Annotated in this window: 13 protein-coding genes; 8 read left to right on the plus strand and 5 right to left on the minus strand. The window is 53.7% G+C overall.

Going from position 1 to position 13,042, the window contains the following annotated elements:
- Nucleotides 1-38 precede the first annotated feature (38 nt).
- Together J0A68_RS14770 and lpxK are read right to left on the minus strand one after the other, a co-directional pair.
- Nucleotides 39-1,979 carry a putative porin gene (locus tag J0A68_RS14770; RefSeq protein WP_317195123.1) on the minus strand — a complete coding sequence of 647 codons (1,941 nt, stop codon included), beginning with the start codon at nt 1,977-1,979 and terminating at the stop codon, nt 39-41.
- A complete protein-coding gene (lpxK, locus tag J0A68_RS14775; RefSeq protein WP_206578990.1) occupies nt 1,976-3,019 on the minus strand; it encodes a tetraacyldisaccharide 4'-kinase in 1,044 nt (347 codons plus the stop codon). Before lpxK ends, J0A68_RS14770 begins: the two co-directional genes overlap by 4 nt.
- Nucleotides 3,020-3,060: 41 nt before the next feature.
- On the opposite strand from lpxK, the gene J0A68_RS14780 reads away from it, so the two are divergent.
- The 3 genes from J0A68_RS14780 to J0A68_RS14790 all read left to right on the plus strand — a co-directional run bounded on the left by J0A68_RS14780 (nt 3,061) and on the right by J0A68_RS14790 (nt 5,648).
- The gene (locus J0A68_RS14780; RefSeq protein ID WP_206578991.1) at nt 3,061-4,161 is read left to right on the plus strand and encodes a Nif3-like dinuclear metal center hexameric protein; all 1,101 of its coding nucleotides are present in this window, start codon (nt 3,061-3,063) and stop codon (nt 4,159-4,161) included.
- Nucleotides 4,162-4,164: 3 nt separating this feature from the next.
- Complete coding sequence (locus J0A68_RS14785) at nt 4,165-4,935, plus strand: zinc ribbon domain-containing protein (protein WP_206578992.1); 771 nt, start codon at nt 4,165-4,167, stop codon at nt 4,933-4,935.
- 272 nt (nt 4,936-5,207) lie between these two features.
- Nucleotides 5,208-5,648 (plus strand): hypothetical protein, encoded by a 441-nt coding sequence (locus tag J0A68_RS14790; RefSeq protein ID WP_206578993.1) that lies wholly within the window; start codon nt 5,208-5,210, stop codon nt 5,646-5,648.
- Here the strand turns inward: J0A68_RS14790 and J0A68_RS14795 are convergent.
- Entirely contained in the window at nt 5,608-6,237 is a 630-nt protein-coding gene (locus tag J0A68_RS14795) for a histidine phosphatase family protein (RefSeq protein WP_206578994.1), read from the minus strand. The genes J0A68_RS14790 and J0A68_RS14795 overlap by 41 nt on opposite strands.
- Nucleotides 6,238-6,290: 53 nt before the next feature.
- On the opposite strand from J0A68_RS14795, the gene J0A68_RS14800 reads away from it, so the two are divergent.
- Genes J0A68_RS14800 through menD form a run of 3 tightly spaced genes read left to right on the plus strand, consistent with a single transcriptional unit; the run spans nt 6,291 to nt 9,609 of the window.
- Nucleotides 6,291-6,713 carry a hotdog fold thioesterase gene (locus tag J0A68_RS14800; protein WP_206578995.1) on the plus strand — a complete coding sequence of 141 codons (423 nt, stop codon included), beginning with the start codon at nt 6,291-6,293 and terminating at the stop codon, nt 6,711-6,713.
- A complete protein-coding gene (locus tag J0A68_RS14805) occupies nt 6,710-7,927 on the plus strand; it encodes a chorismate-binding protein (RefSeq protein ID WP_206578996.1) in 1,218 nt (405 codons plus the stop codon). The genes J0A68_RS14800 and J0A68_RS14805 overlap by 4 nt, the downstream gene beginning before the upstream one ends.
- Nucleotides 7,924-9,609, plus strand: coding sequence for a 2-succinyl-5-enolpyruvyl-6-hydroxy-3-cyclohexene-1-carboxylic-acid synthase (gene menD, locus J0A68_RS14810; protein ID WP_206578997.1), 1,686 nt, complete (start codon nt 7,924-7,926; stop codon nt 9,607-9,609). Before J0A68_RS14805 ends, menD begins: the two co-directional genes overlap by 4 nt.
- 131 nt (nt 9,610-9,740) lie before the next feature.
- Here the strand turns inward: menD and J0A68_RS14815 are convergent, their stop codons facing one another.
- Nucleotides 9,741-10,547, minus strand: a complete 807-nt coding sequence (locus J0A68_RS14815) for a helix-turn-helix domain-containing protein (RefSeq protein WP_206578998.1) — start codon at nt 10,545-10,547, stop codon at nt 9,741-9,743.
- Between the two features lie 144 nt (nt 10,548-10,691).
- On the minus strand, nt 10,692-11,195 hold the full coding sequence (locus J0A68_RS14820; RefSeq protein WP_206578999.1) for a metallophosphoesterase family protein: 504 nt from the start codon (nt 11,193-11,195) through the stop codon (nt 10,692-10,694).
- 70 nt (nt 11,196-11,265) lie between these two features.
- Between J0A68_RS14820 and J0A68_RS14825 the strand changes: the two genes are divergently transcribed.
- Entirely contained in the window at nt 11,266-11,661 is a 396-nt protein-coding gene (locus tag J0A68_RS14825; RefSeq protein WP_206579000.1) for a rhodanese-like domain-containing protein, read from the plus strand.
- Nucleotides 11,658-13,028, plus strand: a complete 1,371-nt coding sequence (locus J0A68_RS14830) for an NAD-dependent succinate-semialdehyde dehydrogenase (protein ID WP_206579001.1) — start codon at nt 11,658-11,660, stop codon at nt 13,026-13,028. Before J0A68_RS14825 ends, J0A68_RS14830 begins: the two co-directional genes overlap by 4 nt.
- Nucleotides 13,029-13,042 lie beyond the last annotated feature (14 nt).

Consider the following 13,042-nt stretch of genomic DNA (forward strand, 5'->3'; position numbering starts at 1 on the left):
CCTACTTCCCGACTTCCTACTCCCCAGCTTCCGGACCTTTAGTCAAACAAATACCAAGTAATCCCCAAATCCAAGAAAGAGCGGTAGCCGGTATAGTCCGGCGTCACAAAATAGCCTTCCTTGTCCATCAGACCTGCGTTTAAGTGATTGTATTTGAAGAGCACGCGGGTACGGTTGATGCGGAAATCGAGAAACAAGTCCGCTATGGGATAGGCATAGACCTCGAAGGTATTTTGCAGGTAAAACTGCTGAAAGGATGGATTGTAGGCCTCTGCATAATACGAAGACTTGTACCTGATGTCCACTCCCAGCTGCACGAAGACGTTTTCGTTGAACATCGGGCTGTCAAAGTAGAATCGGGTGTTGGCATAGAGCTGGGGAACCCGGAAATTGTCCGCCCCTTCTCCCGAAATCTCCGTGAACACCGCCTCCACATCCCAGCGAAATTTCCTTCCGATCTGGAAATTGGCGATCAGTCCCGGCATGAGCATATAGGCCTCGCCGCTGGCTTGCGTGGCGATCTTTTCCTCGTTGAAAAAGACATAATTATTCACCCGGTTGATGGTCAGGTTGGGGCGCAGGCTGATTTTGTCAAAGTCCAGCTTGATGCGGCCTTTGATCTGGTCCACGCCGATGTTGTCAAAATCATTTTCCCAACGGTAGTGGTTGCCGTAGTAGATCTGCTGCTGGGAAGTGGGCTTATACAGCGCCTTGGTATACTCCAGCTCCAGCCAGGGCGACACAAAGAGCCCATGAATGCGGAACGCTCCCGGTATAAGATACTCCCCGTCCGCGCTCAGCGACCATCTGTCGGAAATCTTACCGATGAGCTCGCCGCCGATATAGACCTCATTGAAGGCCTCCTTTTTTTCCGGAAAAAAGAGGCTCTCCATACGTCCATTTCGGATGCGCGTGAAGGCGTTGTAGTAAAAACCCTTGTAGGATCCCTTGACCCCAAACTCGTTTCTCCACTCTTTGAAGTCGCTTTCGTTGCGGGTGGTGTCCGGCGTATTCAGTCTTTCCCGATTGAAAAACAGTGAATCCGATGTCGTCAAATCCGTCTCGAAAACCATATTCTGGTTTCGGTTGTCAAAGGTGTGGTGGATCTGCAGGCCGTTGCCCAGCTTGTACTCGTGGTAGATGTGATAGTCCTGCCTTAGGTCTCTCGCCCGGGAATTGTGCAGCCAGACTTTCGCGTCCTCGTAGGTAAAATACAGGGAAGTGGAGTCCACCTCGGGAGGGATGATGCCCCCGATCTCATTGACTACATGCCGCATTCTGGAAAAGGCCCCGAGGAGCCAATACTTCCCGTTTTCGGAGCGGTAGTTGGTGTGGAAGGTGTAGGCGTTTTGCTCTGCCATGTGGTCATCCCTGTCCGTCGGATTGAGGGTCTTGCGGATGCGCTCGGTGTGGAGCTCAAACCCTACGTTCCAGCGGGGATTGATATTCCTCGCAAAGGCAATGTCGAGCATGTTTCTATTGCCGCCTCCGAAAAAAGCCGACATCTCGGTAAACGGGGACTTCGTGTCAAAATAGCGCCGCTTGGCCGGATCGTGGTAGTACAGGTCGTAGGCCTGATATCCAGACCGCAGACCGATCATCTCCGGGATTTCATAGAAAACCGGCTTGGCCGCACTCCCTATGTTTCCGAGATCCTGGTATTTCCAGCCACCTTTGGAGACTGGGTCATAGTTGTGGAAGTTTGTGAGCGCTGTATCCTGCTCGTAGAGCTTGAGGCGGTTTCGCTTGAGGTCTTTTTCGAAGTAGAAAAGCGAGGTCTTCGGACCGTACACCTGGCGGGTACTGTCGTCCAGCAGGGGTCGCCGCCCGTCCGACTGCTCCTCTTCCCCGGGATCAGTCTGCTCCCGGTTGGCTTGGCCAGTCCCGGTATTGGACTGGGGAATGGGACGCTGGGCAAAAAGAGCCTGAGTCGCCAGCATCGCAAACAAAAATCCAAAGACTAAACCTCTTCTGATCACTTCTTTCTGAATTTTTCCCGGATGTAGCTGAGCAGCATTTGCTTGTCTTCTGGTTCAAACCTTGCCTCTACAGGCAGGACAAAAATCGGAATTTCCCCCAAAAAACCCCGATTTGCCAGAGATTTAAGTTTGACGGCGTCCTTTTCTGTAGTCAGGAGAACGGGGCTTTTCCCGGGATGTTTTTGCGAGACGCCTGCTATTTTGTCCAGCTCCGGTCCCTCGTAGTCGTGATGGTCCGGAAAGGCCAAAACCTCCAGCACATCAAACGCCTCCCTGCAATACTCCACAAATAGCCGGTCATCCGCCAGGCCGGAAAGGAGAACCACGGATCCGGAGAAGGCCACATCATGCCCCAGGGCATAAGGAGTTCCGTAGTCTATTTTGGAGAAAAGCACCGCTGTATCGGGAGAAAGATACCGTCGAAGTCCCTGCACCGTCTTTTGTTTTTGCGCGGGCGAAAGGTCTCGCGGACATTTGGTCACCACCACCAGGTCCGCACGTCTGGCGCCAGGCCTGCTTTCTCTCAGTCTCCCCACGGGCAAAATAAAGTCCCGCGAGAAAGGCATCGAAAACGGGGTCAAAAGAATATAGGCGTCGCCCCTCAGTCTGCGGTGTTGAAACGCGTCGTCCAACACCACCAAGTCGAGTTCTTTTTCTCGGGCGATCCTCTCCAAGGCCGCGACCCTATCCTCCCCCACAAAGACCGGCACCTCACCGCCAAACTTTCTGAAAATCTGCAGGGGCTCGTCCCCCACCTCCTCCGCAGTGCTATCCGGATTCGCGGCAAGGAAACCTTTGCTTTTCCTCCCATAGCCCCTGCTCAGGGATGCAATTCGCAGCCCGTCTCTCAGGTTTTTGATCAGGAATTCGACCATGGGAGTCTTGCCAGTTCCGCCTACACTCAGATTGCCGACGATCAGGGTGGGCACGGGAGAGCGGAAGCTTTTGAGCAGGCCCAGGTCATACAGCCAATTGCGGATGCCAGTCACGACACGGAAAATCAGCGCAAAAGGAGCAAGCAGAAAGGCATACCAGGGCATTGGCAGGAATTGCTATTTTTGACCAAAGAAAACGAAAAATTATGGGATACAGGATTCAGGATGTGATTTCTTGCCTGGAGCGGCTCGCCCCTCCGGCCTATCAGGAAAGCTACGACAATGCCACGCTGATCTGCGGGGAAAGAGGCGCTGCCCTCACCGGGGTCTTGTGTACCCTCGACTGCACGGAGGCCATCGTAGAGGAAGCCATCGCACTGGGAGCCAACCTCATCGTGGCCCATCATCCCATCGTCTTCAAAGGCCTGAAAAGCCTCACCGGTCGCAACTACGTGGAACGCACGGTGATCAAAGCCCTCAAAAACGACATCGCCATCTATGCCATCCACACCAACCTCGACCATGTGGCAAACGGGGTAAACAAACGCATCTGCGACCGACTCGGCCTCAACCAAACCAAGATCCTCCAGCCCAAACGCCAAATCCTCAACAAACTGGTCTTCTTCGTCCCTCCCACAGCCAAGGACGGGGTGCTTCAGGCGGTCTTTGACGCAGGTGCCGGACAGATCGGAGAATACAAGGACTGCTCCTTCCAGCTCGAGGGGATGGGGACTTTTACCCCATCTGAGGCCGCAAATCCACACTTGGGCGAGCGGGGTATTCCGCAAACCGAAAAAGAAATCCGGGTCGAGGTGATTTTACCGACTTTCCAAAGCAACAAGATCATCGCCGCGATGAAAAAAGCGCATCCCTACGAGGAAGTCGCCTATTACCTTTCTGCCTTGGAAAATGAAAACCAGGAAGTCGGGGCAGGCATGGTCGGCCTGCTGGAACGCCCGATGGACGAGCTGCAGTTTTTGGATTATTTGAAGGAAAAAATGAACCTCTCCGTCATCAAACACACCGCTCCCAAAGGCGGAAAAATCAGCAAAGTAGCCGTATGTGGCGGGGCGGGCATATTCCTCCTGTCCGACGCCAAACGCGCCGGTGCGGACGCCTTTGTGACCGCTGACGTCAAATACCATGAGTTTTTCGATGCCGAGGGCCAGCTGATACTTTGTGACATAGGGCATTATGAAAGTGAAATTTTCACAAAAGAATTACTCGGGGAGTTTTTGTCACAAAATTTCCCTAATATTGCACTCTATTTGACAAAAGTAGTTACTAATCCCACATCCTACCGATAGTACATGGAAAGTACAGTAGCACAAAAACTAGAAGCTATCTACAACCTTCAACTTATAGATTCAAGACTAGATGCCATCGTAAAAGTAAGAGGAGCGCTTCCTGAGGAAGTCCAAGACCTCGAAGATGAGATAGCAGGCTACGAAACCCGACTCGAAAAATTCCAGAACGACATTGAATCTTTCGAAGACGACATCAAACGGTTTAAGGACAACATCAAGGAATCCGAAAAGCTGATCAAAAAGTACCAGGAGCAGCAGATGAACGTACGCAACAACCGTGAGTACGATGCCATCACCAAGGAACTTGAGCTTCAGGATCTTGAAATCCAGGTTTCCAAAAAGAAAATCGCGGAAGCCGGCGTGAAAATCGACCAAAAGAAGGCCGATCTCGACGAGCTGAGCAACACAATGAAGGATCGCCAAAAAGATCTGGACCTGAAAAAAGAAGAATTGGACACCATCGTGGCAGAAAGCGAGTCAGAAGAGTCCAAGCTTCAGTCTGAGCGTGACAAAGCCATCAAGAAAGTAGAAGACCGACTGGCCAAATCTTACACCAAGATCCGCGCAAACGCCAAAAACGGCCTTGCGGTAGTCATGGTAAAGAGAGGCGCCTGCGGCGGATGCTTCAACACCGTACCTCCTCAGAGACAGGCGGATATCCGGGAAAAGAAGAAACTCATCGTATGCGAACACTGCGGAAGAATCCTTGCCGGAGTGGAAGACGAGATCGAAGAGGAAGGAACAAAAACCAAGAAAAGAACAGCGAAAGCTTAATATCCCCCACTCATTGCAAAAATCCCCGAAGCCAGCTTCGGGGATTTTTTTTTATGATTATCCGCTTTTATGCAAGTAGGCAGCCGTGACAACCCGAAAGAACGCTAAAATTGGGGCTTTGCCCTACTTCGGTCATCGGTCTTCCATCCTGCCTGAGCAGACAGGCCCGATTGAAGAAGCAAATTCGCTTACTGGCAAGATTGCGGATAATCATGTTTTTTTATCGGCATGCCGCTTGCATCGGCGATGGCAAAAACATTATATTGCTGGCAATGAAAAGGTTTGCATTTCTTCTCTTGTTTCTGATTGGCTACCAGTCGGTGTCTGCAAAAGACCCCGAGTCCAAGACTTTCTTGGTGCTCTTCAAAACGAAAGAGCTCAAGGAGATCAAAACCAACATCCGGGCTATCGAGTCCCACTTCTCTACCGCCTTTGACACCAGGTACTACACCGGCAATTCCGAGTTGGCTTTGCTGATTGAGATTCCAGCCTGCGACTTTGACGCCTGCTTTTTGGGGGAATTTCTAATTGAACTGGAAAATGGCCAGCGCGTGCAGCTGCAGCAGATCGCCTTTCGCCTGTATGACCTCACGGAAAACAAGGCGCTCCACCAGCAGTACCTTGCCCTCTACGAGGAAAGCCAGGTAGCCAAGAAAAAAGCCGCAAAGGCCGCTAAAGCTGACTCAGAGCAGCGAGGTGCCTCTGGTCATTAAAGCTCCCCACCTCAAATCCCCCATCTTCCCGCTGCTCCAGCAGATATAGGCACAGGTTATTGTGTTCGTATTGATCCATGTCCCTCAGGTCTGTATCCAGGATTAGGCTGAGGAAAATACGCATGGCACGCCCGTGCATACACACCAAGATCGTCTCGCCGGGTCCGTCGAGGATCTTTCCTATCCCTACCCTCATCCGCTCTGCCACTACATTGGGGCTCTCCCCTCCTGCGATGGCGTAGTCGAGGTTGCCCTGCTGCCACTGGTGCAGCATGTGGCGATAGTACTCCCCCTCCTCCGGGGTCATCGGAGTGCCCTCGTAGTCGCCCCAGGAGATCTCGTTGAGCTCTGGTAGCGTCCCGGTGGGAATCCCTAGATCTATGAATTGCTGGATAGACTGCTTGGTACGGATCAGGGCGGTGTGATAGGCCTGGTCAAACTCGACATCCTTGTAGGCCTCAAAAAATGCGTTCGCCTGTGCTTGGCCAGTTCCGTTGATCGGGGCGTCGATGCCGCTGCCCTGCACTACTCCCTGGAGGTTAAAATCCGTCTGTCCGTGTCGTACGAGGTAAATTTTTTTTCGGTTCAAGTTTCTCTATTTTTGTCCGTCGCCCAAATAAACTTCATTTAACCCAGATTTTCATGGTTTTTCTTTCCAGTCCTTCCCTGGACCAACTGAACCAAAGCCGAAACGAAACGATGATCCAGCACCTTGGAATCGAGTTTACGGCCATAGGAGAAGACTATCTGGAAGCCACCATGCCCGTCGACGCGCGAACCAAGCAGCCCACGGGCTTGTTACATGGCGGTGCTAGTGTAGCATTGGCCGAGACGCTCGGCAGCCTGGCGGCATCGCTCACCCTAGACCTTTCCAAACAAGCCTGCGTGGGACTGGAAATCAACGCCAATCATGTTCGCGCCGTAAGGGAGGGAAAAGTCAAAGGCATCGCCAAACCCGTCCACATCGGAAAATCCACCCAAATCTGGGAAATCAAGATCTACGACGGGTCGGAAAAACTCTGCTGCATCAGCCGGATCACCATGGCTATTCTGGAGAAAAAATGAATTACACCGAAGCTTTCCCCCTCACCACCCAAGCGGAGTCCCTGGATCTGCTCCTGCTCAAAGGCTTTGAGTCCGGAGGCTCTTTCGCAGTGTGGAGAAAACCCAAGTCCCAAAAACTGGAATTCCTCCTCGACGAAAGCGAAAGTCCCGAACGGGTCGATTTGGCTTTTGAGGAGCTTCCAGCTGGCTTCATCGTTCACCCCTTCGCCGACCAGGAGGACAAAAAGGCCTTTTTCATCAAGTCCAGCCAATATTTCAGCCTGGAGCTGGGACAAAGCCAAGAAAACCAAACACTGCCGGATTGGGTAAAAGTGCAGACCGACCCATCCAACCAGCCTATCAAAGCCCGGCTTCGGCAAATGCTGGTTAGGCAGTCTGAGTTCACTGCAGCCGCGGAGGCAGAATCTGACCGCAAGGAACACTTCATCCGACTTGTCCAGCAGGGTATCGCCGCCATCGAGGCGGGAGTCATGGAAAAAGTCGTCCCCTCCCGGACCAAGCGTATCCCCATTTCGGAGGACTTTGACCTCGGCAAGACCTTTCTGGAGATGCTGGAGGCCTATCCCAACTCATTCGTCAATTTTTTCCACATCCCCCAAGTCGGCACTTGGATCGGCGCGAGTCCAGAGATCCTGATCGAGACCAAGGGCGAGCGCTTTTACACCATGGCTCTCGCGGGCACCCAGCCGGCCAAGGGCGACAACCCGCTCAAGTCCGCCGCCTGGACGCAAAAAGAAATCGAAGAACAGGCCCTCGTCTGCCGCTATATCGTGGATTGCTTTAAGAAAATCCGACTTCGTGAGTACGAGGAGCACGGTCCCAAAACCGTCATGGCAGGTAACCTGCTCCATCTCCGCACCGACTTCCGGGTGGACATGCAGGCCACGGGATTCCCCCAATTGGGCTCGGTAATGCTGGATCTCCTCCACCCGACCTCCGCCGTCTGCGGCATGCCGAGGAAAGAATCCCACGAGTTTTTACAGGCCAACGAGGACTTTGACCGCTCCTTCTTCGCGGGCTTCATCGGCCCGGTCAACATACAGGACGAAACCTCCATCTACGTCAACCTCCGCACCGCCTCTATCAAGGGCGACACGGCAATTCTCTACGCGGGAGCGGGCGTGACCGAGGACTCCGACCCCGAAAAAGAATGGGAAGAAACCGAGCTCAAGTGTCAGATCATCGGTAAATTCATCCAAAAACCAAGCGCTTGATCATCCAGCCCATACTCGACTTAGTGGCCATTTGTGCCAAAAAGGGAATCGAAAACGTGATCCTCTCACCGGGTTCGCGCTGCGCACCGCTGACTTTGGCCTTTGCGCGCCATCCGGACATCCACTCGCGGACGATCTCCGACGAGCGCTCCGCGGCTTTCATCGCCCTGGGCATGGCCCAGCAGCTCGGCCAGCCCGTCGCCTTGGTCTGCACCTCCGGCTCCGCCGCGCTCAACTACTATCCGGCCATCGCCGAGGCCTTTTTTCAGCGTGTGCCCCTATTGATCCTCACCGCGGATCGCCCACCCGAGTGGATCGACCAATGGGACGGGCAGACGATCTATCAGGAGGATGTCTTTGGCAAGCATGTGAAGAAAAGCTTCCGCTTTCCCGACACCTTCGCCTTCGAGGAGCAAGTCTGGCATGCCGGACGCATCGCCAACGAAGCCATCAACCTGGCCAAGCAGTTTCCAGCTGGACCAGTCCACATCAACATCCCGCTCCGCGAGCCTTTCTATCCCGCTGAGGGGGAAAAGTTCGAGTTTCCGGAGCATCCTCGCGAATTCACCCCAGTTTCCAGCCACAGCCAGCTGACGGAGGAAAGCCTAAAACACATCAAAAACCGCCTGTCTGAGGTCAAAAGACTCCTGATCGTCCCCGGACAGCAGCGCCCCAATGCCCAGATCCAAAAGCTGCTCGACCAGCTCGCCAGCAGGCAAAATGTGGTCGTAGTCAGCGACACGATCTCCAACCTCCAGAGCGAGCACACCATTACGCTTCATGACCATTGGTTGGGAAGAGAAAGCCTGCACGCCGAGCTTGCGCCGGACATGGTCATCAGCTTTGGACAGTCGGTGATTTCCAAAAGCCTCAAGCAGTTCCTCAGAAAGTCAACTGCCTCCCACTGGCACATCCAGTCGGATGGGCAGTCCCGGGACACCTTTCAGCACTTGACGCGAATCCTGCCTACCAATCCGACTGAATTTCTCGCTTGGCTGGGTGAAAACCTGCGGGAACAGGACCAAGATTTTTCCCAGAACTGGAAAAATCTGGAGCAAAAAACTGCGGCAGCGCTTCCTACAGTCCTCGAATCCTCGGACTTTGGCGAGTATCCCGCCCTGCACTTCCTCCTGAAGAAAATCCCCGCCGAATCCAAGCTCCACTTGGCCAACTCCATGGCCGTGCGCTACGTGAACCTGCTCGGAATGAGGCCGCAGGAGATCATTTGCAACCGCGGCACCAGCGGCATCGACGGCTCCAACAGCACCGCGGTCGGCTGCACCTTTACCACCAAAGATCCCGTGACGCTGCTCACCGGCGACATGGCTTTTTTCTACGACCGCAATGCCTTCTGGCACAACTACGCCCTGCCCAACCTGCGGATCGTCCTGCTCAACAACCACGCAGGCGGCATCTTCCGACTCATCGACGGCCCGGCCAAGCAACCCGAGCTGGAGGAGTTTTTCGAAACCCGCCAAAAGCTCAACGCCTCCCATCTCGCGCAGGAGTTTGGTTTTGGATATAGCTTGGCGAAAAATCAAGCAGAACTCCAAATCGCGCTGAAGGACTTCTACGAGCCTAGCCTTTTTCCAAAAATCCTGGAAATCGAGACGGCCAGCCCTAAGAATGCCGAAATTCTGAAACTGGTGAAGGAGAGGGTGAAGTCGTCGACGGTCGACTGACCATAGCCTACGGCAGGTAAAAAGTTGCGGTAAGCCGACACCCCTAGATCTGCAATGATCCCTTACTATTCCGTGAGGATCTGTGTCTTTTTCCGTGAAAATCTGTGGGGGAAAAACTGAAATCAGATGTGCTAAGACTGCAATTCTGTAGAAAAAATAGAATCGGGAGAAGTGCTTCTCCCGATGTTATTTATAGCCCAGATCATCAAGCCAAGCTGGCCGATCTCAAATAGCGTCAAGGGTATCAAACCGAAGATCACACCGATTCCCGAAAAGATCAGGACACCTGCAATCAGCCCCAGTGCTCCGATGATCTGCGGTACGTTTGACCAAAGCCTCTTGTAGCACAGATAGCCGACTCCCAAAAAGGCGTAGCACAGTCCAAAGGAACTTAGCTTGACCAGGTAGTAGTCTGCTATCTCCCATTGCCCCGTGATCAAGCCGAAGCAGTCGACCGCATACCAGAGGACGTTTGCACCAAACATCGTCCAAAGTGCGATTTTCAAGATTCTATTAGGGAGGAAAGCCTCCAGTCGAATCCAGCCGTAGAGGAATGCCGCATAGGTAAGGAAAGTCCCGATTTTCACCAATAGGAAGGAATTCACATTCTGGCCTTTCCCCTCCTCTATCCACTCGTACTCCATTCCTATCTCGAAAAAAGCCAGAAAGAAATAAAACAAGCCTGCTGCAAAGGTCAGATAAAGGAAAGTCGGCACTTTCTGCCCCTCGTCGGCAAAGCCGCTTTTCACTTCCTCCCAATGATAATCCAATGCCTCAAACAGCGCCTTGACGGTATAGCTCCTCGGGGTCACTTCCCCGGACTCGATGCGCTGGATCGTGCGCACGTTCAGATTGCATTTCTCGACGAGTTCCTCCTGCGTCAGTCCTTTGGCTTTTCTCAGTTCAGAGATCTTCTTGCCCAGTTGTGGTTGCTTCATGTGAAATAGATTTTGATTGACCATGGCAAGTTCTCTTTTTGGCTTTTGACAAAGGGCGTACGCGGCTCGGTTTTCGCCCGACATTTACCCGACATTTGGGTTTAAGGCTAAAATAGGCGCTTTCTGGTGGAAAAGCCGCCCCGCTCAGACTCCCCTTTTTCCCAGCTCCACCACCCTAAGGTTCTGGATTTTCCCGGCTTCCAACTCGAAGAGCAGCATCGTCCGCATCTGGTGAAAGCCCTGCTGCCCGATCGCCCCCGGGTTCATGTAGAGGCAATTCAGCGCCGGGTCAAACTCCACCTTGCAGATATGGGAGTGCCCGCAGATGAAAAGCTGCGCGCGCGAAGCTTTGATCCGCTCCTTCACGCCCTTCGCATAGCGGGGAGGTTTTCCCCCGATATGGGTCATCAGCACCCGCACTCCCTCCAGCTCAAAATCCAGCCACTCGGGATAGGCTTGTTGGGCTTCAAGGTCGTCAATGTTGCCAAAGACCGCCCGGACGGGCTTGCCGCCGGGCAGCGCCTCCATCACCGCATGCACGCCGATATCGCCCGCATGCCAGATCTCGTCCACGTCCTGGAGATGGGCCAGCGTCTTGGCGTCGATGTAGCTGTGGGAGTCGGAAATCAATCCTATCTTTTTGGGCATTTTGAAACGAAAGGGGCTAAATTTTGGGTTGAATATGGCAGACAAGCGCCAATTAGCCAACATTCCCGCTATGAAAACCAAACTCCTTTTCCTCTTCGCCCTCTCGCTGATCGGTACCGCTACTTTTGCCCAATCCGCTAAAAAAGACTCGGTTAATGTGCTTTCCGTGGAGCAATTTGAAAAGAAGTCCAGCAAAAAAAATACGCTGATCATCGACGTGAGGACTCCCGAGGAAGTATCCGACGGCCACCTGGCCCAGTCCATCAACGTCAATTTCCTTGGCGAGGATTTTGCCCAGCAGATCGAGGTGCTAAACAAAAAGACGACTTACCTGATCTACTGTAGGACGGGCGTGAAAAGCCGCAAGGCAGCCGACCTGATGCAGAAAACGGGATTCAAACACGTCTACATGCTGGAAGGCGGGATCACCGCCTGGAAAGAAGCCGGAAAACCCACAGAAAAATGAGCAAAATCAAATCCCTCAACCCCTGGACTTCCGAGCTCCTCGGGGAATACGAACTCCTGACCGAGGAGCAGATCGACCAAAAAACCGCCGCTGCCGCCCAAGCTTTTGAGAGCTGGAAAAGCGTCCCCATCGCTGAAAAGGCCGCTTTGATGCGAAAGGCCGGGGAAGTGCTGCGCAAAAACCAGGAGCGGTACGCTCGCCTCATCACCACCGAGATGGGCAAGGTCATCCGCGAATCCCGCGCCGAGATCGAGAAGTGTGCCTGGGCCTGCGAATACTACGCAGACCATGCAGGAAGTTTTCTCGCCCCGGAAGACCTAGCGCTTCCCGACGGCAAAAAAGCCAAGCTCCTGCACCAGCCTTTGGGCACTATCCTGGCCGTGATGCCCTGGAATTTCCCTTTTTGGCAGGTCTTCCGCTTTGCCGCGCCGACGCTGATGGCGGGGAACACGGGAGTGCTGAAGCACGCCTCCAACGTCCCGCAATGCGCGCTGGCGATTGAGTCGGTTTTCCTGGAGGCGGGGTTTCCTGAGGCCGTTTTTCAGACCTTGCTGATCGATTCCAAGGCTACTTTGGCACTGCTGGACCGAGAAGAGATCAAGGCAGTCTCCCTTACCGGAAGCGAAAAGGCCGGAGCCGCAGTGGCCGCAGCCGCTGGCAAAAACATCAAAAAGTCCCTCTTGGAGCTGGGTGGCAGCGATCCCTTCATCATTCTCGCCGATGCGGATTTGGAAAAAGCGACGGAGACCGCCGTCAAGGGCCGCATGGTCAACTTTGGACAAAGCTGCATCGCAGCCAAGCGATTTATCGTGGAGGAAGCGGTATTTGAGCCTTTTTTGGAGGCATTTTCCGAGCGGATCAACCTGCTCCGGATGGCCGACCCGCTGGACGAAAGTGCGGATTTCGCCTGCATGGCCAGACCTGATCTGGCGGCGGAGCTTTTTGCCCAAGTGAAAAAATCCGTGGACATGGGCGCCAAAGTCCTGCTCGGCGGACAGGAACCGAGGAAAGGAAGCGCGGAGTTCAGTCCTACGATCTTGACGAATATTCCCGAGGATTCCCCGGCTTTCAAGGAGGAGCTTTTCGGCCCGGTGGCGATGGTGTTCAAAGTGAAAAATGCGGAAGAAGCCATCCGCCTAGCCAACGCGACGGAGTTTGGCTTGGGCGGGTCAATTTGGACATCGGACTTGAAGAAAGGAGAAAAACTTGCCGCGCGGGTCGAGAGCGGAGCCGTTTTTCTCAACGCCATGGTCGCCTCCCAGCCTGCGCTGCCCTTTGGCGGAATCAAAAAATCCGGCTTTGGGCGCGAATTGGGCCGCAATGGCATCCTGGAATTCGTCAACACCAAGACCGTGTATCTCGGCTGAAATCGTTGCCGGAT

Source organism: Algoriphagus oliviformis, from assembly GCF_017254915.1.
GTDB lineage: Bacteria > Bacteroidota > Bacteroidia > Cytophagales > Cyclobacteriaceae > Algoriphagus > Algoriphagus oliviformis.